The organism is Tropicimonas aquimaris, from assembly GCF_042676185.1.
Taxonomy (GTDB): domain Bacteria; phylum Pseudomonadota; class Alphaproteobacteria; order Rhodobacterales; family Rhodobacteraceae; genus Tropicimonas; species Tropicimonas aquimaris.
In genome coordinates, this window is the sequence record NZ_JBHTJT010000051.1 from 292,983 (window position 1) to 312,046 (window position 19,064).

Here is a 19,064-nt window from a genome sequence, read left to right on the forward strand (position 1 = left end):
GGGCTGTCACCTGTGGAAACGGGGGCGGCCGCCGGGCGGAGCCCGAGCGGCGGTGGCGCCGCTGCGCGGCGGCGAATTTTCGTCCGAAAATTCGTGGCTCCGACGGGGATAGCTGCCGACAGAAGGCGCCGGATTCGACTCCCGGACGGTTGGGAGTCGGTGTAGAACAAAAGAGGAACAAGCTGTCGCGATTCTCCAGGAGTGACGGATGTCGTCGGTTCGACGGATACTTTCGCTGTGGTTTCCGCGGCTTGCCGCCGAGCGGCTGCTGCGCGTGGACGGTGCGGGCGTGGACGCGCCCTTTGCCGTGGTGCGCGACAGCGGCAACATGCAGCTTCTAGCCTCGCTCGACCTCGCGGCGTCGCGGGCCGGGCTGTCTGTCGGGCAGCCGCTTCGGGATGCGCGGGCGATGTGTCCCACGCTGGTGACGCGGTTGTGCAACCCGCAGGCCGAGGCGGCGTTCCTGACCGTGCTACGACGCTGGGCGGGGAAGTTCTCGCCCTGGGTGTCGGAGCTGCCGCCCGACGGGCTGACGGTGGACCTGACGGGGTGCGCGCACCTGTTCGGGGGCGAGGCGGCGCTGCTTGAGCAGATTGAGACGGACTGCGCGGCGCTCGGGCTGAGCGCGCGGGCCGGGATTGCCGACACGGTGGGCGCGGCCTGGGCGCTGGCGCGCTATGCCGGGCGCGGGGCGGAGGCGGCGCGGTCGGGCGACGCGATCGACCAGGAGGCGCGGGCGACGCGGTCGCGGGCGGCTAAGCGGCGGCACTGGGAGCGGGGCGGCGCGGCGCCGGTGCGGGCGGCCGCCGGCTCCGGCGAGCGGATCGCGGCGCCGGGGCAGACGCGCACCGCACTGGGGCCGTTGCCCGTGGCCGCGTTGCGGCTGCCGCCCGAGGTCGTGGCGCAGCTCGGACGGCTGGGCCTCCGGCGGATCGACGAGCTGGCCGGCCAGCCGCGGGCGGCGCTGTCGCGGCGCTTCGGCAAGGAGCTGGTGCTGCGACTCGACCAGGCGCTCGGGCTGGTGCCGGAGCCCGTCTCGCCCGCGAAACCGCCGGACCATTTCGCCGTGCGCCTGACCCTGCCCGAGCCGATCGGCCTGCTGGACGACCTGCGCGCCGGGCTCGACCGGCTGCTGCCGGCGCTGGCGGAGCGGCTGCGCGAGAAGGGGCGGGGGGCGCGGCGGGTGCGGCTGCAGGCGTTCCGCTGCGATCACACAATGCAATCGGTGGAGGTGGGGCTGGCGCGGCCCTCGGCCGAGCCCGACCGGCTGCTGCCGCTGCTGCTGATGAAGCTCGACGAGATCGACGCCGGCCCCGGCATCGACGTGCTGCGGCTGGAAGCGCATGTGACCGAGCCGGTGCATGCCAGCCAGCACCGCGGCCACCTTGGCGCGGCCGCCGACGGCGCGGCGCGGATGAAGAAGGACGGTGGCGCGGCGCTCGACGACCTGATCGGCAAGCTTGGCGCACGGGTCGGACTGGAAGCGATCACCCGGCTGCACCCGGCCGACAGCCACATCCCCGAGAAGACGACGAAGGTGCTGGCCGCCGCCTGGTCGGAGCCGGCGCGAAACTGGCCCGTGCGCCCACCGTTGCCGCGCCCACTGCTGATGTTCCGCCCCGAGCCGGTGCACGTGGCGGGCGAGACGGCCCTGCCGCCGCGCCCGCCGGCGCGGTTCCGCTGGCGGCGGCGCGACCTGGTGCTGCGCAGCGCCACCGGGCCGGAGCGGATTGCCCCGGAATGGTGGATGGACGATCCCGAGTGGCGTTCGGGCGTGCGCGACTACTGGCGGGTGGAGGTGGCGGGCGGCGAACGGCTGTGGCTCTTCTATGCCCATGGCGGCGCGCTGTCAGCCGGCTGGTTCTGCCAGGGGCGGTTCGCCTGAGGGAGGAATGCCGACAACGGTTCTTGCCCTGCACAGGCGACTGCCCGATCATCGCGGACGAACTACGGAGCAGGGGAAAGGACGCGCGAGGTGACGCAACCCGAAGGCGAGCACAGGGGAGATTACCAGCGTCTTTCCGAAGCGCTTTACGCCGCGCTTCGGCCAGACCCGTTCTATGCCGCGCTCGAAGGCGGCGTCGCGGAGCCGGCGCGGGCCCGGCAGGCCATGCTCTACTATTACGAGTATTCGATCCGGGAAGCGGTCGCCCATGGCCATGCGGTCCTCCCCGACGCGGGGGATTTCGGCGCGTCGATCTGGGCCGTTCCCTTGGCTCCGGAGCAGGAACGGGAGCTTTCCCGCCGCAAAAAGGAGATGATCGCCCACCGGATGGGAGACACGTGTCTGCGGATCTATGCCGGGATCTGTGAGTTCATGGCCGAGGCAACGTCGCGGGTGACTTCAAACCAGGACTGGTACCTTTCGATTCTCGGCGTGGCTCCGGAGCAACAGGGGCAAGGGCTAGGCGCGGGGTTGCTCGAACCGGTGCTGGAAAAGGCGGATCGGGCCGGTGTCGCGACCTACCTGGAGACCTTCACACCGGGAAACATGCCGTTCTACCGCCGCTTGGGATACCAAGACGTGGGCCGGTTCCAAGAGCCGATCACCGACGGCCCCTACTGGGTGATGCGCCGTCCGCCATCCAGCTGAACAGCCAGCCTACATCTGGTCGCTCGGCACCGCCGCACCGACGATCGGGCCGAGCGGGAAGCCGGTGTCGGACCGGCCCAGCGAGGGGGCGAAGAGGCGGGAGACCTTGCCGTCGAAGTAGAGCGCGTTGGGCGTCTCCAGCACGTCGCGGAAGAAGCGGCCGAAGGTGTGGAAGTTCACCCGGTTGTCGGAGATCACGAAATGCACCGTCACCCCGTCGGCCGCCACGCCGACCCCGTTGCGGATGTAGCGGCTGTCGCTCTTGACGAGGAACCGCGGGTGCAGATCGCCGTCGATCACCAGCATCGGGCCGGACTGGCTGGCGTAGCGGCACTCGGGCGGGTTGGCTGCGAAGCGGCGGCTTTCAATCACCGAGGCGCTTTGGGTGCCGATACAGAAGACACCATTGGGAAGCAGGCCGAAATTGCCGGGGCCGTCGCTGGTGACCAGCGGGCCGCCCTGCACGCCGTTCTCGAGGTAGAGGCCGACCGGGCTGCGGTCATCGTGGTACATACCGCCGTTCATCGCGAAAGCGAGCCGTTTGCCCTCGGCCTTGAGCGCGCTGTCGATGGCGGTGAAGCCGCCGTAGAGCCGACCGTCGGGATCGCTGTGCCAGAGGCGGATCTCGTCGCGGTCGGCGCGAAGCGTGCAGACCGAGAAGCTGTCCGCGCCCTGGGTCATCTTGCGGCAATCGGGTTCTGCCGTCGCAACGACAGGCGCCAACAGAACGGCCAGAAGCGCCAGCAACCGCCGCCCAAGCCCTGGCTCAAACGGCATCGTCATCCTCATGGCTGGCCGCGATATCACGCTGCACGCGATCGTCGGAGAACATCTTCCGGGTCGCGTCCATCCGGTCGAACGTGTCGTCCAGAACGAAGCGCAGCTGCGGCGCGTATTTCAGCGCCAGCCCCTTGGCCACCATCCGGCGCAGCTCGGACCGGTTGCGATTGAGCGCCTCGAGCGCCTCCGGCGCGTGGTCGCCGCCGAGCGGCAGCACGAAGGCGGTAGCGATCTTGAGATCGGGCGATGTGCGGACCTCGGCCACGGTGATCGACATCCGGTTCAGCTCCGGGTCGTGCACGTCGCCTTGCGCGAGCACTTCCGACAGCCGCCGACGGATCAGTTCCCCGACCCGCAACTGGCGCTGCGATGGGCCGGCGCCGGTATGAAACTTGTTCTTTGCCATCCTTCCCACGTAGGGCGGCTTGCGGGTTTGCGCAAGCGGGCTTTGCCTGTGACGGCGGGCTCGGCTACACCGGCACCGCAAAGATGGAGACAGGCAGATGAGCGACACACCGGGTATCGTTGTCATGGGCGCGTCGGGCCGCATGGGCCAGATGCTGGTGCGCGAGGTGCAGGCGCATCCCGCGATGCGGCTGGTGGGCGCGGTGGAACGGTCGGGCCATGACTGGGTCGGCAAGGACATCGGCATCGCGATGAACGGGCCGGCGGCGGGGGTCTACGTGACCGACGATCCGCTGGAGGCGATGGCCGGAGCGCAGGGGGTGATCGATTTCACCACGCCTCAGGCGACGATCGAGCTGTCGGTGATCGCCGCGCAGGCGCGGGCCGTGCATGTGATCGGCACCACCGGAATGACCGACGAGGACCTCGCCAAACTCGACGCCGCCGCCCGGCACGCCGTGATCGTCCGGGCGGGGAACATGAGCCTCGGCGTCAACCTGCTGACCCAGCTTACAAAGCGGGTCGCGGCGGCGCTGGACGAGGAGTTCGACATCGAGATCGTGGAGGCGCACCACCGTCACAAGGTCGATGCCCCCTCGGGCACCGCGCTGATGCTGGGCGAGGCGGCGGCCGAAGGACGCGGGCTCGACTTCCGCGATGCCTACGTCGCCGCGCGCGACGGCATCACCGGCGCACGCGCGCCGGGCAGCATCGGCTTCTCTGCCATTCGTGGCGGCGACATCATCGGCGAGCATGACGTGATCTTCGCCGGCGCCGGCGAGCGGATCGTGCTTCGACACGTGGCAAGCGACCGGGCGCTGTTCGCCCGCGGCGCACTCAAGGCTGTACTCTGGGGGCAGACGCAGACCCCGGGCCACTACTCGATGCTGGACGTCCTGGGGCTCTGACCCCGGATCAGCGGCTGCGGCTCCGCAGCCGCCGCGCATTGCTGCGCGTCTTGGCTTCGATCGGGCGGATCGAGGCCAGCGCCGCGGCGGCATTCCCGCTGCTGGTCGCCATGGCGACGGCAGCCTTCTCGGCGGCGCGGGCAAAGGCCGTGGGTTTCTCGAACACCATCTGCGCGGCTTCCTTCGGCGTCATGGTGCCGAGCGCCATCATCATGGAGCGCGTCCAGATCACCTCGGAGGCGGAAAGCCACATGCGGGTATAGGCGAGCGAGGCCTGCTGCCAGGTCTGCATTGCACGGCTGACGGCGCGAGGGTCGTACATCGGATCTCTCCAGCTCGGGGCGGTTCGGGAATCAGGGGATTGGAGCCATCATAGCATCCCCGCGGCGTCCCGGCGCCGGCGAACGTCAGAAGTCGATCGCGAGCCCCTTCTTTTCCCAGTCACCGTAGCGCACCGGTTCCAATCCCTTGATCCGCCCGCCCAGTTCAATGGGCATCGCCTTGGCTTCGGCCTCGGCCTTCTCGCGGCGCTCGGCGGCCTCGGCCAGCGCGCGCAGGGCGGCGGGCGGGAGGTCCTTGGCGGGCTCTGCACTCTCGTCGGACATGCTGTTTTCCTTGTCGCTCACCCGTGGGTGATATACGCCGCGCGGGTCTGAAAGCAATGGGAAGGGCCGTCGCATGGGCCAGCAACAGGCCGGGGGAACCGCTGCACGCCGTCTGGCGCTGGAACTCGTCCAGGGGGTCTGGCAGGAGCGACTGACGCTCGCCGAGATGGAGGCTCATCCTCATTTCACCGAGGCCCCGCCCGAAGTCCGGGCCCGTGCCGGTCGGCTGGCCCGCACCACGCTCCGGCTCGCCGGTCGGGCAGATGCGGCGCTCAAACCCTGGCTGAAGCGCAACCCGAAGCCGGGCGTGCGGGCGATCCTGCGGCTGGCGACGGTCGAACTGCTGGCTGACGGCGCAGCCGCGCATGGGGTGGTGAACGCAGCCGTCGCGCTGGCGCGAGAGGAAGCCGCCTCAACGGCGCCGATGGTCAACGCCGTGCTGCGCCGCGTCGCCGAAGAGGGTCGCGCCGGCTGGGAGGCGACCCAGCCGCAGCGCCTGCCGAACTGGCTGCGCGGCCGGGTGGGCAGCGCCTATGGCAACGCACGGGTCGCGCGGATGGAGGCCGCTTTCGAGCAGGCACCGCCGCTGGACATCACAGCCAAGGCGCCCGACGCCGCGCTGGCCGAGGCGCTCGGCGGGACGATCCTGCCCACCGGGTCGATCCGGCTGGAAAAGGCGGGGCAGGTTTCGGCGCTGCCGGGATACGAGGCCGGGGATTGGTGGGTGCAGGACGCCGCCGCCGCGCTGCCGGCACGGGTGCTGGCAGCACGGGCAGGCGAGCGGGTGCTAGACCTTTGCGCCGCGCCGGGCGGCAAGACGCTGCAACTCGCGGCCACCGGGGCTTCGGTGACGGCGCTCGACGTGTCCGAGGCGCGGCTCGAACGGCTCTACGACAACCTGAAGCGGACCGGCCTCGCAGCCGAGGTCGTGGCGGCGGATGCGTTGGAGTGGGAGCCGGACGGGCCCTTCGACGCGATCCTGCTCGACGCGCCCTGCTCGGCGAACGGCACGATCCGCCGCCACCCCGACCTGCCTTTCGTCAAGGAGGCAGCCGACATCCGCCCGCTGGTGGACCTGCAGGCCGCCATGGCCGACCGGGCGGTCGCGATGCTGGCCCCCGGCGGCCGTCTCGTCTTCTGCACCTGTTCGATCCTGCCGGAGGAGGGCGAGGCGCAGCTCGCCGCACTTCTGGAGCGCCACCCCGACCTGAAGCCCGATCCGGAGGCCGTCTCCGCCCTGCCCGGCGTCGAGGAAGGCTGGCACGCCGGGCCCGGCGCGCTCCGGACGACACCGGAAATGTGGCCCGAACGCGGCGGTCTGGACGGGTTTTTCATCGCGGCGCTGCGCAAGGCCTGACAGCGGCTGCGGCTCTGCCTAGACTCGGCGGCGAGGGAGATACCGAGAGGGGCCGGTTCCGCGAAGATGATGATGGGGAAAGTCGAGGGCAGACTGAGCTGGGACGAGCGGCGCAACCGGTTGATGAACCGGTGGCAGGCCTATCGGGCGACCCATGCGCGCCCGGCAACGGGCTTCATCTCGCAGCCGGAGCCGCGGGCGATCGGCACGGTCGCGCGTGGCCGCCAGCTGGTGGCGGGCAACTACCTTTTCGCGGGCTCGCTGGTCGAGGCGCCGGACAAGGCCATCTGGGACCTCGACATGCCCTCGCCGCGCTTCGAGGAAACGCTGCACCAGTTTCGCTGGCTCGACGATCTCGCGGCGCTCGGCGACGGCGCGGCGCGTGCCCGCGCGCAGGACTGGACCTGGGGCTGGATCGAACGGTACGGCCGCGGCGCCGGGCCGGGCTGGACGCCCGAGCTGACCGGGAGGCGGCTGATCGGCTGGATCAACAACGCGATCTTCCTGCTGCGCGGCCGGGACCGGGCGGCCTCGGAGGCGTTCTTCTCGTCGCTCGGCGCTCAGACCCTGTTTCTCGGCCGCCGCTGGCAATCGGCGCCGGAGGGGCTGGCGCGGTTCGAGGCGCTGACCGGCCTGATCTATGCGGGCCTCGCGTTGACCGCGATGGACGCCCATGTCGAGCCGGCGATCCGGGCGCTCTCCCGCGAATGCGAGAGCCGGATCGATTCCCACGGCGGCTTGCCGACGCGCAACCCCGAGGAACTGCTCGAAGTCTTCACCCTGCTGATCTGGGCCGCGCAGGCGATGCTGGATTCCGGACGCGATCCGACGCCCGAATTGGAAGCCGCGATCATCCGCATCGCGCCGACGCTCCGCGCGCTTCGCCATGCCGACGGCGGGCTGGCGCGGTTCCACGGCGGCGGGCGCGGAGTGCAGGGCCGGCTCGACCAGGCGCTGGCGGCGGCCGGCATCCGGCCGGAGCCGCACGAAGGGCTGGCGATGGGCTTTGCCCGTCTCGCCGGCGGCCGCACCACGGTGATCGTCGACGCCGCCCGGCCGCCATCCGGCACGGCCTCGGTCAACGGCCATGCCTCGACACTGGCCTTCGAGCTGACCTCCGGGCGGCGGCCCATGATCGTCAGTTGCGGGCCGGGTGCGACCTTTGGCGAGACCTGGCGGCGCGCCGCCCGCTCCACGCCCAGCCACTCGACACTGGCGATCGACGGCTTCTCTTCCTCGCACCTCGGGGTGGTCGGGCTAAGTCGCGGTCGCAGGGGCGAAATCCTTTACGACCTGCCCAAGGACGTGCGGGCGCAGCCCTCCACGGCGCCGCGTGCCATGCGCCTGCTGGTCGGCCACGACGGATACGTTGAAAGCCACGGGCTGACCCATGTGCGGCAGCTGACCCTTACCCGTGACGGACGGGAACTCACCGGCGAGGACACGCTCGGCGCCCTGACCGAGACCGACCGGCGAACCTTCGACCGCCGGATGACCGGCTCGCAGTTGCAGGGTGTGGCGTTTTCGATTCGGTTCCATCTGCATCCGGACGTGGACGCGACGCTGGACATGAACGGACAGGCCGTGTCGCTTGCGCTCAAGAGCGGCGAGCTTTGGGTGTTTCGGCAGGCCGGGGCGTCCAAACTGGCGCTCGAGCCGAGCGTTTACCTCGATCCGAGCCGCCTGAAGCCCCGCGCGACGAAGCAGATCGTACTTTCCGGCCGTGTTCTGGACTCTGCGTGCCAGATCAACTGGACCTTGGCGAAGGCACAGGATACCCCGCAGGCCATCCGCGACATCCTGCGCGATGACGACGATCACCTGCCCTACGACTGAGGAAAGCTGCCATGTCCGACGCCCGCCCAATCCGCCGTGCCCTACTTTCGGTTTCAGACAAGGAGGGGCTCGTGGACCTCGGCCGGGCATTGGCCGCGCGCGGGGTCGAACTGCTGTCGACTGGCGGCACCGCCCACAGCCTGCGCCAGGCTGGGCTCGAGGTGGTGGACGTGGCCGAGGTTACCGGCTTTCCCGAGATGATGGACGGACGGGTCAAGACGCTGCATCCCAAGGTGCACGGTGGACTGCTGGCTCTGCGCGACAATGACGAGCACGTTGCCGCGATGACCGAGCACGGCATCGTCGAGATCGACCTGCTGGTGGTGAACCTCTACCCGTTCGAGGCGACCGTCGCGAAGGGTGCCGATTATGACACTTGCATCGAGAACATCGACATCGGCGGTCCGGCGATGATCCGGGCCGCGGCCAAGAACCACGCCTACGTGACCGTTGTCGTCGACGTCGAGGATTACGAGAAGCTGCTGGGCGACATGGACCAGCACGACGGCGCGACCTGCCCGAAGTTCCGCAAGAAGCTGGCGCAGATCGCCTATGCCCGGACGGCGGCCTATGACGCCGCGGTCTCGACCTGGATGGCGCAGGCGATCGGTGTCGAGACCCCGCGCCGCCGCGCCGTGGCCGGCACGCTGGCGCAGACCATGCGCTATGGCGAGAACCCGCACCAGAAGGCGGCGTTCTACCGCGACGGCTCCTCCCGGCCCGGTGTCGCCACGGCGGTGCAGCACCAGGGCAAGGAGCTGAGCTACAACAACATCAACGACACCGACGCGGCCTTCGAGCTGGTGGCGGAGTTCGACCCGGCCGACGGCCCGGCCTGCGCGATCATCAAGCACGCCAACCCCTGCGGCGTGGCTCGCGGCGCGACCCTGGCCGAGGCCTATTCCCGTGCCTTCGACTGCGACCGCACCTCGGCCTTCGGCGGGATCATCGCGCTGAACCAGCCTCTCGACGGACCGACGGCGGAGCGGATTGCGGAGATCTTCACCGAGGTTGTCATCGCCCCGGATGCGGATGAGGCAGCGAAGCGGGTATTTGAGGCCAAGAAGAACCTGCGGCTGCTGACGACGGGCGGACTGCCCGACCCGCTGGCGGCGGCCACCACGATCCGGCAGGTCTCGGGCGGCTACCTCGTTCAGGACAAGGACAACGGTCATATCACCGCCGAGGATCTGAAGGTGGTGACGAAGCGCGCGCCGACCGAGGCGGAGCTTCGCGACCTGCTCTTCGCCTGGAAGGTCGCCAAGCACGTGAAGTCCAACGCCATCGTCTACGTCAAGGACGCCGCGACCGTCGGTGTCGGCGCGGGCCAGATGAGCCGCGTGGACTCGACGCGGATCGCTGCCCGCAAGTCGCAGGACATGGCCGAGGTGCTCGGCCTTTCCGCGCCGCTGACCCAGGGCTCCGTGGTTGCGTCGGATGCCTTCTTCCCCTTCCCCGATGGTCTGCTGACCGCGGCCGAGGCGGGCGCCACCGCGGTGATCCAGCCCGGCGGCTCGATGCGCGACGACAAGGTGATCGCGGCAGCCGACGAGGCCGGCATCGCCATGGTCTTCTCGGGCATGCGTCACTTCCGGCACTGAACCATGCGTCTTCTCTGGGTTACGGCGCTGGTCGCCTTCCTGATCGACCAGGCCTCCAAGTTCCTGGTCTTCCGGATGATGGCCTTGGCGCAGGCCGAGCAGATCGAGATCTTTCCGCCGCTGCTGATCTTCCGCAAGGGGCTCAACACGGGCGTCAACTTCGGCCTGTTCGCCGACAGTTCGCCCGCCCAGAGATGGTTCCTGATCGGGCTCACGGCGATCCTGTGCACGGGGCTGGTGATCTGGGCCATGCGCAGCTTCGAACGCCGGATCGAGTTTTTCTGCGTCGGACTGATCGTCGGGGGGGCGGTGGGCAACGCACTGGACCGTTTCCTGTTTCCCGGAGTGAGGGATTTTCTCAACATGTCCTGCTGCGGAATCAATAACCCCTATGTTTTCAACGTGGCGGATGTTTTCATATTTGCCGGGGCGATCGGGCTCGTTCTGTTCGGCAAGGAACGGAGCGACCGTAAAAAGGCCTCGTGACGTTGTCGGAAGCTTGCGATACACAGGCCGAAAGTCGAGGCGGGAGACAGGTGATGCTGGCAGCAAGGATGACACGGGCAGGCGTGACGCTTGCGCTTGTGCTCATCGTGGCCGCCTGCAGCCCAGATCCGCGCATCATGCATATCGAGCGTGGTCAGGTCACGCCTGACGAATTCTCTATCCTGCCCACCAAACCGATCGAGATCCCGACAGACCTGTCCACCTTGCCGCCGCCGACCCCGGGCGCAGCGAATCGCACCGATGCGACGCCGCGCGAGGACGCTGTGGCGGCGCTTGGCGGCGATCCCGCGAGGCTGCGCACGGACGGACGGCTGTCCGACGACGGCGCGCTGATCCGGCAGACCACCCGCTATGGCGTCGATCCGAACATCCGCAACGACCTCGCTGTCGCCGATGCCGAGTTCCGCCGCAGGAACAAGGGCAGGCTCCTGGAGCGCTGGTTCAGGGTTCCGACCTACTACGACGCCTACAGCGACTCCGAGCTGAACCAATATGGAACGCTGGAAGGCTGGCGTCGTGCCGGAGTGCCGACTCCGGCGGCGCCGCCCGATGCGGACGCCGAATAAGGCAATCACCACACGCTCACATCCCCGTTGCCCCGCTTGAATGCGGGGTCTTCGGCTGTATCTTCTGCGAAGCATCCATTTGAAGGGGACACCCATGTTTCGACGGATCGGCCTTGCTCTGACCCTGGCATCGGCGCTCGCGGCACCGGCGCAGGCGGAAGAGGTGACGAGCTTCACGCTCGACAACGGCATGGATGTGGTGGTGATCGAGGATCACCGGGCACCCGTGGTCGTGAACATGGTCTGGTATCGCGTCGGCGCGGCTGACGAGCCTGCCGGCAAGTCGGGCATCGCGCATTTTCTCGAGCACCTGATGTTCAAAGGCACCGATACGCTGGAGCCCGGAGAATTCTCCGCAACGGTGGCGCTCAACGGCGGGTCGGACAACGCGTTCACCAGCCAGGACTACACGGCCTATTTCCAACGCGTCGCTTCCGACCGGCTGGGGCTGATGATGGAGATGGAGGCCGACCGGATGACCGGCCTCGTGCTTTCCGACGAGGTCGTCGATCCGGAGCGGCAGGTGATCCTCGAGGAGCGAAATCAGCGCACGGAGAACAACCCCGGCGCGCTCTTCGGCGAGCAGCGCAGCGCAGCGCAGTATCTCAACCACCCCTACGGCACGCCGATCATTGGCTGGCGCCACGAGATCCGCGAGCTCGGCCTGCAGGACGCGCTGGATTTCTACGGTCAGTACTATGCGCCGAACAACGCCGTGCTGATCGTCGCCGGCGATGTCGAGCCGGAGGAAGTCCGGGCGCTGGCCGAGACGCATTTCGGCCCGATCCCGGCCAATCCCGAGCTGGGCGAGCGGGCGCGGCCGGCCGAGCCGCCACAGCGGGCAGAACGCCGGCTGTCCTACGAGGATCCGCGCGTCGCGCAGCCCTATGTCATGCGCAGTTATATCGCGCCGGAACGCGACCCGGGCGCGCAGGAAGACGCGGCGGCGCTGACCTTCCTGGCCGAACTTCTTGGCGGCACCGGCGCGACCTCGCTGATGGGGCGGACGCTGCAGTTCGAGGAAAAAACGGCGCTTTATACGGCGGCCTTTTACGACGGCATCTCGCTCGACGACACGACCTTCTCGCTGATCGTCATGCCGGTGCCGGGCCGAAGCCTCGAGGAGACGGAAGCCGACATGGACCGGATGATCGCGACCTTCCTGGAGGAAGGCGTGGACGTGGCGGCCTTCGAGCGGCTGAAAACCCAGCTCACGGCGGATGAGATCTACCGCAAGGACAACCTGCAGCGGCTGGCGCGCCGCTATGGCGAGGGGCTGACCAGCGGCCTGACGGTCGAGGATGTGCAGGCCTGGCCGGAGATCCTGCAATCCGTCACCGCCGAGGACGTGATGGCCGCCGCCGAGCGCGTGTTCGACCGACGCAACGCCGTGACCGGCTATCTCTCCCGTCCGGCCAGCGAAACCCAATCCGAGGAGGTGACCCAGTGATCCGCCCCGCCATGCGCGCCTTTGTTGCGGCGCTGACCCTCTTTACGCTTGTCCTGCCGGCGAAGGCCGAGACCGAGATCCAGGAAGTGACCTCGCCCGGCGGTATCAAGGCCTGGTTGGTGGAAGAACCCTCGATCCCCTTCATGGCGCTGGAACTGCGGTTCCGTGGCGGCGCCAGCCTCGATGCGCCGGGCAAGCGTGGGGTGACATACCTGATGACCGGCCTTCTGGAGGAAGGTGCGGGCGAGATGGACGCGCAGGCGTTTTCCATCGCGGTCGAGAGCCTCGCCGCCGAGTTCCGGTTCGACGCTCACAACGACGCGGTCTCCATTTCGGCCAAGGCGCTGACGGAAAACCGCGAGGAGGCGATGGAACTGCTGCGGCAGGCGCTGGTCGAGCCGCGCTTCGACGAGGACGCCATCGAACGTGTGCGGGGGCAGGTGCTCTCGGGGATCGATGCCGACACCCGCGACCCGGACGCGATTTCCGCCAACACCTTCTACAGCCTCGCCTTCGGCGACCATCCCTATGGCACCTCCCTCGAGGGCACGGTTGAGAGCGTCACCGCGCTGACCCGCGACGACCTGATCGAGGCGCGCGACCGGACGCTCTCCCGCGACCACCTCTACGTCGCCGCGGTGGGGGACATCACCGCCGAGGAACTCGGCGACTTGCTTGACCTCCTGCTTGGCGATCTGCCCGAAACCGGCGCGCCGCGCCCGGAACGGGTCGACTACACGCTCGCCGGCGGCACCACCGTCGTCGATTTCGACACGCCGCAATCCGTCGTCACCTTCGGCCAGCGCGGCATCACCCGGCACGACCCGGATTTCTTCCCCGCCTATGTGCTCACCCACATCCTCGGCGGCGGCGGGTTCTCGTCGCGGCTGATGGAAGAGGTCCGCGAGAAGCGCGGTCTGACCTATGGTGTCGGGGCCTACCTTTACCCGATGGATTACTCCGAGATGCTGGTCGGCAATGTTTCCACGGTGAATGCCAGGGTCGGCGAGACCATCTCGGTGATCCGGGACGAATGGACGAAGCTCGCCACCGAGGGTGTGACCGAGGAAGAGCTGGAGCGGGCCAAGACCTATCTGACCGGCGCCTACCCGCTCCGGTTCGACGGCAACGGCCCGATCGCCAACATCCTCGTCGGCATGCAGATGGATGACCTGACACCGGAGTATGTCGTCATCCGCAACGACAAGATCCGCGCCGTCACGCTCGAGGACGTGCGCCGGGTGGCCTCCGAACTGATCGATCCCGATGGACTTCATTTCATCGTGGTGGGCCAGCCGGAAGGGCTCGACGCAAGCAACTGACCGCCTCGGCCGGGCCGCGGATTTTTCCCGGCCCGGCGATGCGGATAACCAGTGGTCGAATCCGAATGTCCATGCTACCCCTTGTGGCATGACGATCGCACACCGCAACATGAGCGCAAATCCGGCGCAGCCCCCGGTTATCCGGCAACTCGACGAGACGGTCATCAACCGCATCGCCGCCGGCGAGGTCGTGGAGCGGCCGGCCTCGGCCGTGAAGGAGCTGGTGGAGAACTCGCTCGATGCGGGCGCGCGGCGCATCGAGATCGCCATCGCCGACGGCGGCAAGAGCCTGATCCGGATCACCGACGACGGCTGCGGCATCCCCGCCGCCGACCTGCCGCTGGCGCTGTCCCGGCACGCCACCTCCAAGATAGACGGCTCCGACCTGCTCGACATTCGGTCCTTCGGGTTTCGGGGGGAGGCGCTGGCTTCGCTCGGCGCGGTCGGGCGGCTCAGCGTCACCAGCCGTGCCACGGGCAGCGCCGAGGCCGCCCGGATCACCGTCACCGGCGGGACGATGGCGCCGGTCTCCCCCGCCGCGCTCACCCGCGGGACGGTCGTGGAGCTGCGGGACCTGTTCCACGCCACCCCCGCGCGGCTCAAGTTCATGCGCTCGGACCGGGCCGAGACCCAGGCCATCGGCGACGTGGTCAAGCGCCTCGCCATGGCCGAGCCTTCGGTGGCCTTCACCCTGCGCGACGTCACCGGTGACGGCGAGGGCCGGGTCAGCTTCCGCGCCGATGCCGAGACCGGCGATCTCTTCGACGCCCTGCGCGGCCGGATCGGGCGGATCCTCGGCGCCGAGTTCGTCGAAAACGCGATCTCGCTCGACATCGAGCGCGAAGGCCTGCGCCTGACCGGCCTCGCCGCACTGCCGACCTATTCCCGCGGGTCCTCGGTGGCCCAATACCTGTTCGTGAACGGCCGGCCGGTGCGGGACAAGCTGCTCGTCGGCGCGCTCCGGGCGGCCTACATGGATTTCCTGTCGCGCGATCGGCACCCGGCGGCGGTGCTGTTCATCGACTGCGACCCCCAGCTGGTCGACGTGAACGTCCACCCCGCCAAGGCCGAGGTGCGGTTCCGCGACCCGGGGCTGGCCCGTGGCATGATCGTCTCGGGCCTGCGGCACGCGCTCGCCGGCTCCGGACACCGCGCCTCTTCCACCGTCGCCGGGGCGACGCTCGGCGCGATGCGCCCCGAACCCGCCGGCCCGCCGCGCGTCTACCAGATGGACCGGCCGAGCCCCGGCACGCTGGGCGCGGCCTTCGCCATGCAGGCGCCACTGGTCGAGCCGCAGGGCTTCGCGGAGGCCGCCGCCCCCTCCGCCCGTTTCGAGCCCGATCACGCCGTCGAAACGGAGCAGCAGCGAGAGCTGCCTCTCGGAGCCGCCCGCGCCCAGGTGCACGAGAACTACATCATCGCCCAGACCGCCGACGGCATGGTGATCGTCGACCAGCACGCCGCCCACGAGCGGCTGGTCTACGAGAAGCTCAAGCGTCAGATGGCCGAGAACGGCGTCGCGGCGCAGGCGCTGCTGATCCCCGAAATCGTCGATCTCTCGGAAGGCGACTGCGCGCAGCTCATGGCCGTGGCCGAGGACCTCCGCCGCATGGGCCTGACGCTGGAACCCTTCGGCGGCGGGGCCGTCGCGGTGCGCGAGACGCCCGCGGTGCTGGGCGAGATCGACGCCTCCGGGCTCGTGCACGACATCCTCGACGAGATCGCCGACCTCGGCGACAGCACCACGCTGGGCGCCCGCATCGACGCGGTGCTGAGCCGCGTCGCCTGCCACGGCTCGATCCGCTCCGGCCGCCGCATGCGCGCCGAGGAGATGAACGCCCTGCTGCGCGAGATGGAGGCCACGCCGCATTCCGGTCAGTGCAACCACGGCCGGCCGACCTATGTGGAGCTCAAGCTCGCCGATATCGAGCGGCTCTTCGGGCGCACATGATCCAGCTGGGCGACATCCGGATCGACCTGAACGACCCCGCCACGCTGGCCGCCCTCGCCGCCGCGGCGCTCCTGCTCCTGCTGACGGTATTGCTGGTCATGGCGGTGCGCAGGGCCGGGGCGGCGGCGCGCATTGGCGAGCCGATGCTGCAGCATGTCTCCGCGCTCGGCGCCCGCGTGCAGGCGCTTTCCGACGGGCAGCAACAGCTCGCGGGCGGGTTGACCCACGTCTCCGAGGCGCAGACCCAGGCCCAGGCCCGGATGCTGCAACTGATGGAGGCGCGGCTCGCCGAGGTCACCGCCCGGATGGGCGAGAGCCTGCAGGGCTCCTCCACCCGCACCGCTCGCTCTCTGGGCGAGCTGCAGCAGCGCCTGGAAACCATCGACCGCGCGCAGGCCAAGATCGAGAAGCTCTCCGGCGACGTGCTCAGCCTGCAGGATATCCTGTCCAACAAGCAGACCCGCGGCGCCTTCGGCGAGATCCAGCTTCAGGACATCGTCTCCAAGGCGCTGCCGAAGGACAGCTATTCCTGGCAAGCCACGCTCTCCAACGGCAAGCGCGCCGACTGTCTGATCCACCTGCCGAACCCGCCCGGGCCGATCGTGATCGACAGCAAGTTCCCGCTGGAAGCCTACGAGGCGCTGCGCAACGCCAACACGCCCTGGGAGCAGAACGAAGCCGCCAAGGCGATGCGCGCGGCGGTCAAGGCCCACATCCGGGCGATCTCGGAGAAATACCTGATCGAAGGGGAAACAGCCGACGGCGCGCTGATGTTCCTGCCGTCAGAGGCCGTCTACGCGGAACTGCATGCCAACTTTTCCGAGTTGGTCCGCGAGGGCTTCGCGGCGCGGGTCTGGATCGTCTCGCCAACCACCTGCATGGCGACGCTCAACACCATGCGCGCCGTGCTCAAGGACGCCCGCATGCGCGAGCAGGCCGGCACGATCCGCCGCGAGCTGGCGCTGCTCCATGGCGATGTCGAGCGGCTGACGACCCGGGTGGAGAACCTCGACAAGCATTTCGGGCAGGCCAGCAAGGATCTCGCAGAGATCCGCGTCAGCGCGGAAAAGGCGGGAAAACGCGCCCGCCGTCTCGACAGTTTTGATTTCGATGAGATCGGCGACCCGCCCCGCGACCCGAAGGCCCCGTCGGCACGCCCGCCGGTGCAGATCGTCCGTCAGGACGTGTGAAGGAAGCGCTCGCTGCATCAGGCTGGGCAGGCTGCCTCCTGAGACACGATCTTTGGTCCAAAAGATCGCCTGCGCGCTTTTCGCGCGGACCGGCTCAACCGTCAGGAATGCCTCTTCGAGGCAGGCAAGGAGGGCGGGAGAGCTCTGGTCTCAGATCTTGAGGAATGGCTGGAACAGGCGCGGCAACACGCCGGTGAACTTCAGCGGCGCGTCGGTGGCTGCAAGACAGATGCAATCCTCGCCCACGTCGGCCACCGGCATGTGTTCCAGCTCCTCGCCGGCGATCTCCACGTCGCCACGGGCAAACCGTTCCTCGCCATCGAGAAAGGCCCCCTGTAGCACCAGCGTCATCTCCATACCGCGGTGGCCATGGTCGGGCATCTCGCAGCCGGCGGGGATGTAGAGCAACCTCGCGCTCGCTTCGGGAGAGGTCTGCAGGATCGCCTGCTTGACTCCCATGCCGACCGAACGCCAGCGCACCTGGTCCACGTCACCTCCGATGTATTCACGGAGCGGAGCGGGCAGCACCGATCCCTGCATCGGCGGCTGCGTCATGATCGGCTCCGCCGGCGCGCCGCCGGCGATCAGCGCAAGCGTCGCCTCAAGACTGCCCTCCGACATCGGAGCAACCTCGCCGCTTTCTAGGATCGCGCCCCCGACGCATTCCAGCTCGCCGAGGCGATTGCGCGATTCCGGGCAAAGCGAGACATGGCTCGCAACCACGAGGTTGAATGCCTCAGCCAGGTTGCCAGCCGCGTAGTCGGCCAGGATATCGTCGGTTATGCGGTGTTGAACGCCCATTAATTCATGCTCTTCATCTCGTGGCGCAAGCGATCCAGCGCCAGTCTCAGTCTCGATTTGATCGTCCCCAGCGGCAGCCCGGTCTGGGCCGCGATCTCGCTGTGAGACAGATCGCCATAATAGGCCGCTTCCACCAGGGCCCGCTGCTTGTCGGGCAACGCCGCGATGGCCTTGCCCAGATGCTCGGCCTCCTGCTGTCTGGCCAGTGTCTCTGTCTGTTCCGGTTCCGGCTCCGGCCCCCAGGGCAGATCTTCCGGTTCCGGACGTCGCTGCTTGCGCAGCATGTCGGTCTTCTTGTTCCGGGCGATGGTGAACACCCAGGTGGCCACGCTTGCCCGGCTTGGGTCGAACAGATGCGCCTTGTGCCACAGCGTCGCCATGACCTCTTGGCTGCATTCCTCTGCCATGGTCTGGCTCGCGCCGGACCGGATCAGAAACGCCTTCACCCGCGGCGCGAAATGCCGAAAAAGCTCGGCAAACGCAGCTTGATCGCGATGGTCCCGGATAAGGATCACGTGACCCGTCCATTCAGGCGCTTCTGCTGTTGTTTCCGGCACTTCGACCTTCCCGTCACGTCCTTCGATGGGCCGACTATAAGCGGTCGCACCCGGGAGGGAAGTCGTATCCGGCAAGGAGATCGTTTCCGTCAACATGTGGGAGTTACGCAGCCCGATCCCGGGTGGATCACCACCGGGAAGATTTTTTCTGTATCCACGAGGAAAATCGTGTCCGTCTGCGAGCCTAAGCCTGCTTTCCTTCCGACCGCTTCGACGACGTCATCACGTCGACGGTTGCGGTTTGGAGAAATCCGCCAGTCTTCAGGGTGCCCCGAAGCAAGGCTTGCCCATGATTCCCGAACGGAAGTCAGTCCGCGATACCTCGAAGAAGATGCCGACCGAACGGCCCGCGCGACTGTTCCTCAAGATGGCCATCTGGGGTGATGACAGGTTCTGTCAGCACTGTGGCAGCCTGAACTCGCGACCATTGCGCTGCGCGACTGTGCGCGGTGGTCTGAAACAATGCGCCGAGAAAGAATGCCGCAGCCAATTCACCGTCACGACCGGGACACCACTCCAAGCGACGAGGCTCGATCTGCGGATCCGGATTGCAGGGATGTTCCGGATGCTGACGGCCGAGGGTGTGTGAAAACTCGCGGCAAACGGCGCGCTTCGAAGGGCTTCCCGTCTTTCGC

18 protein-coding genes and 1 pseudogene are annotated in these 19,064 nt (G+C 68.4%); 13 read left to right on the forward strand and 6 right to left on the reverse strand.

Going from position 1 to position 19,064, the window contains the following annotated elements:
• The first annotated feature begins 208 nt into the window (after positions 1 to 208).
• Both ACFQ2S_RS22500 and ACFQ2S_RS22505 read left to right on the forward strand, forming a co-directional pair.
• Positions 209 to 1,885 (forward strand): Y-family DNA polymerase, encoded by a 1,677-nt coding sequence (locus ACFQ2S_RS22500; protein ID WP_386078320.1) that lies wholly within the window; start codon positions 209 to 211, stop codon positions 1,883 to 1,885.
• Between the two features lie 90 nt (positions 1,886 to 1,975).
• On the forward strand, positions 1,976 to 2,593 hold the full coding sequence (locus ACFQ2S_RS22505; protein ID WP_386078322.1) for a GNAT family N-acetyltransferase: 618 nt from the start codon (positions 1,976 to 1,978) through the stop codon (positions 2,591 to 2,593).
• A gap of 9 nt (positions 2,594 to 2,602) precedes the next feature.
• Here ACFQ2S_RS22505 and ACFQ2S_RS22510 read toward each other — a convergent pair whose 3' ends face one another.
• Both ACFQ2S_RS22510 and rbfA read right to left on the reverse strand, forming a co-directional pair.
• A complete protein-coding gene (locus tag ACFQ2S_RS22510) occupies positions 2,603 to 3,370 on the reverse strand; it encodes a phosphodiester glycosidase family protein (protein WP_386078324.1) in 768 nt (255 codons plus the stop codon).
• Positions 3,360 to 3,779 carry a 30S ribosome-binding factor RbfA gene (rbfA, locus tag ACFQ2S_RS22515; RefSeq protein WP_089233504.1) on the reverse strand — a complete coding sequence of 140 codons (420 nt, stop codon included), beginning with the start codon at positions 3,777 to 3,779 and terminating at the stop codon, positions 3,360 to 3,362. The genes ACFQ2S_RS22510 and rbfA overlap by 11 nt, the downstream gene beginning before the upstream one ends.
• A 97-nt stretch (positions 3,780 to 3,876) precedes the next feature.
• Here rbfA and dapB point away from each other — a divergent pair, with 97 nt between their 5' ends.
• On the forward strand, positions 3,877 to 4,686 hold the full coding sequence (gene dapB, locus ACFQ2S_RS22520; protein WP_386078327.1) for a 4-hydroxy-tetrahydrodipicolinate reductase: 810 nt from the start codon (positions 3,877 to 3,879) through the stop codon (positions 4,684 to 4,686).
• A 7-nt stretch (positions 4,687 to 4,693) separates the two neighbouring features.
• On the opposite strand, the gene ACFQ2S_RS22525 is transcribed toward dapB, so the two are convergent.
• Together ACFQ2S_RS22525 and ACFQ2S_RS22530 are read right to left on the reverse strand one after the other, a co-directional pair.
• Entirely contained in the window at positions 4,694 to 5,008 is a 315-nt protein-coding gene (locus ACFQ2S_RS22525) for a hypothetical protein (protein WP_386078329.1), read from the reverse strand.
• An 85-nt stretch (positions 5,009 to 5,093) separates the two neighbouring features.
• Positions 5,094 to 5,291, reverse strand: coding sequence for a DUF1674 domain-containing protein (locus tag ACFQ2S_RS22530; protein WP_386078331.1), 198 nt, complete (start codon positions 5,289 to 5,291; stop codon positions 5,094 to 5,096).
• A 73-nt stretch (positions 5,292 to 5,364) separates the two neighbouring features.
• Here ACFQ2S_RS22530 and ACFQ2S_RS22535 point away from each other — a divergent pair, with 73 nt between their 5' ends.
• The 9 genes from ACFQ2S_RS22535 (at position 5,365) to ACFQ2S_RS22575 (ending at position 17,071) form a co-directional block, all read left to right on the forward strand.
• A complete protein-coding gene (locus ACFQ2S_RS22535; protein ID WP_386078334.1) occupies positions 5,365 to 6,648 on the forward strand; it encodes an RsmB/NOP family class I SAM-dependent RNA methyltransferase in 1,284 nt (427 codons plus the stop codon).
• 72 nt (positions 6,649 to 6,720) lie between these two features.
• Positions 6,721 to 8,484, forward strand: coding sequence for a heparinase II/III family protein (locus ACFQ2S_RS22540; RefSeq protein WP_386078336.1), 1,764 nt, complete (start codon positions 6,721 to 6,723; stop codon positions 8,482 to 8,484).
• Between the two features lie 11 nt (positions 8,485 to 8,495).
• On the forward strand, positions 8,496 to 10,085 hold the full coding sequence (purH, locus tag ACFQ2S_RS22545) for a bifunctional phosphoribosylaminoimidazolecarboxamide formyltransferase/IMP cyclohydrolase (protein ID WP_386078339.1): 1,590 nt from the start codon (positions 8,496 to 8,498) through the stop codon (positions 10,083 to 10,085).
• 3 nt (positions 10,086 to 10,088) lie between these two features.
• Positions 10,089 to 10,571 carry a signal peptidase II gene (gene lspA / locus ACFQ2S_RS22550; protein ID WP_386078341.1) on the forward strand — a complete coding sequence of 161 codons (483 nt, stop codon included), beginning with the start codon at positions 10,089 to 10,091 and terminating at the stop codon, positions 10,569 to 10,571.
• Positions 10,572 to 10,624: 53 nt separating this feature from the next.
• Positions 10,625 to 11,158: a DUF3035 domain-containing protein gene (locus ACFQ2S_RS22555; protein WP_386078344.1), complete on the forward strand. Its 534-nt coding sequence runs from the start codon at positions 10,625 to 10,627 to the stop codon at positions 11,156 to 11,158.
• A gap of 94 nt (positions 11,159 to 11,252) precedes the next feature.
• Entirely contained in the window at positions 11,253 to 12,608 is a 1,356-nt protein-coding gene (locus ACFQ2S_RS22560) for a M16 family metallopeptidase (RefSeq protein WP_386078346.1), read from the forward strand.
• An 11-nt stretch (positions 12,609 to 12,619) separates the two neighbouring features.
• On the forward strand, positions 12,620 to 13,930 hold the full coding sequence (locus ACFQ2S_RS22565) for a M16 family metallopeptidase (RefSeq protein WP_386078379.1): 1,311 nt from the start codon (positions 12,620 to 12,622) through the stop codon (positions 13,928 to 13,930).
• 109 nt (positions 13,931 to 14,039) lie between these two features.
• On the forward strand, positions 14,040 to 15,881 hold the full coding sequence (gene mutL / locus ACFQ2S_RS22570; RefSeq protein ID WP_386078348.1) for a DNA mismatch repair endonuclease MutL: 1,842 nt from the start codon (positions 14,040 to 14,042) through the stop codon (positions 15,879 to 15,881).
• The gene (locus ACFQ2S_RS22575; RefSeq protein WP_386078351.1) at positions 15,878 to 17,071 is read left to right on the forward strand and encodes a DNA recombination protein RmuC; all 1,194 of its coding nucleotides are present in this window, start codon (positions 15,878 to 15,880) and stop codon (positions 17,069 to 17,071) included. Before mutL ends, ACFQ2S_RS22575 begins: the two co-directional genes overlap by 4 nt.
• A gap of 150 nt (positions 17,072 to 17,221) precedes the next feature.
• Here ACFQ2S_RS22575 and ACFQ2S_RS22580 read toward each other — a convergent pair whose 3' ends face one another.
• Both ACFQ2S_RS22580 and ACFQ2S_RS22585 read right to left on the reverse strand, forming a co-directional pair.
• Positions 17,222 to 17,872 (reverse strand): ChrR family anti-sigma-E factor, encoded by a 651-nt coding sequence (locus ACFQ2S_RS22580; protein WP_386078354.1) that lies wholly within the window; start codon positions 17,870 to 17,872, stop codon positions 17,222 to 17,224.
• On the reverse strand, positions 17,872 to 18,525 hold the full coding sequence (locus ACFQ2S_RS22585; protein ID WP_386078357.1) for a sigma-70 family RNA polymerase sigma factor: 654 nt from the start codon (positions 18,523 to 18,525) through the stop codon (positions 17,872 to 17,874). The genes ACFQ2S_RS22580 and ACFQ2S_RS22585 overlap by 1 nt, the downstream gene beginning before the upstream one ends.
• 193 nt (positions 18,526 to 18,718) lie before the next feature.
• Between ACFQ2S_RS22585 and ACFQ2S_RS22590 the strand changes: the two are divergent.
• Positions 18,719 to 19,006: pseudogene (locus tag ACFQ2S_RS22590) on the forward strand (transposase); the annotation flags it as partial.
• Positions 19,007 to 19,064 lie beyond the last annotated feature (58 nt).

Bases quoted from the DNA above. Each gene is read 5' to 3' on its own strand.
- ACFQ2S_RS22500 (WP_386078320.1), top strand. From the start codon at position 209: ATGTCGTCGGTTCGACGGATACTTTCGCTGTGGTTTCCGCGGCTTGCC.
- ACFQ2S_RS22510 (WP_386078324.1), bottom strand. From the start codon at position 3,370: ATGCCGTTTGAGCCAGGGCTTGGGCGGCGGTTGCTGGCGCTTCTGGCC.
- rbfA (WP_089233504.1), bottom strand. From the start codon at position 3,779: ATGGCAAAGAACAAGTTTCATACCGGCGCCGGCCCATCGCAGCGCCAG.
- dapB (WP_386078327.1), top strand. From the start codon at position 3,877: ATGAGCGACACACCGGGTATCGTTGTCATGGGCGCGTCGGGCCGCATG.
- ACFQ2S_RS22525 (WP_386078329.1), bottom strand. From the start codon at position 5,008: ATGTACGACCCTCGCGCCGTCAGCCGTGCAATGCAGACCTGGCAGCAG.
- ACFQ2S_RS22530 (WP_386078331.1), bottom strand. From the start codon at position 5,291: ATGTCCGACGAGAGTGCAGAGCCCGCCAAGGACCTCCCGCCCGCCGCC.
- ACFQ2S_RS22535 (WP_386078334.1), top strand. From the start codon at position 5,365: ATGGGCCAGCAACAGGCCGGGGGAACCGCTGCACGCCGTCTGGCGCTG.
- ACFQ2S_RS22540 (WP_386078336.1), top strand. From the start codon at position 6,721: ATGGGGAAAGTCGAGGGCAGACTGAGCTGGGACGAGCGGCGCAACCGG.
- purH (WP_386078339.1), top strand. From the start codon at position 8,496: ATGTCCGACGCCCGCCCAATCCGCCGTGCCCTACTTTCGGTTTCAGAC.
- lspA (WP_386078341.1), top strand. From the start codon at position 10,089: ATGCGTCTTCTCTGGGTTACGGCGCTGGTCGCCTTCCTGATCGACCAG.
- ACFQ2S_RS22555 (WP_386078344.1), top strand. From the start codon at position 10,625: ATGCTGGCAGCAAGGATGACACGGGCAGGCGTGACGCTTGCGCTTGTG.
- ACFQ2S_RS22560 (WP_386078346.1), top strand. From the start codon at position 11,253: ATGTTTCGACGGATCGGCCTTGCTCTGACCCTGGCATCGGCGCTCGCG.
- ACFQ2S_RS22565 (WP_386078379.1), top strand. From the start codon at position 12,620: ATGCGCGCCTTTGTTGCGGCGCTGACCCTCTTTACGCTTGTCCTGCCG.
- mutL (WP_386078348.1), top strand. From the start codon at position 14,040: ATGAGCGCAAATCCGGCGCAGCCCCCGGTTATCCGGCAACTCGACGAG.
- ACFQ2S_RS22575 (WP_386078351.1), top strand. From the start codon at position 15,878: ATGATCCAGCTGGGCGACATCCGGATCGACCTGAACGACCCCGCCACG.
- ACFQ2S_RS22580 (WP_386078354.1), bottom strand. From the start codon at position 17,872: ATGGGCGTTCAACACCGCATAACCGACGATATCCTGGCCGACTACGCG.
- ACFQ2S_RS22585 (WP_386078357.1), bottom strand. From the start codon at position 18,525: ATGTTGACGGAAACGATCTCCTTGCCGGATACGACTTCCCTCCCGGGT.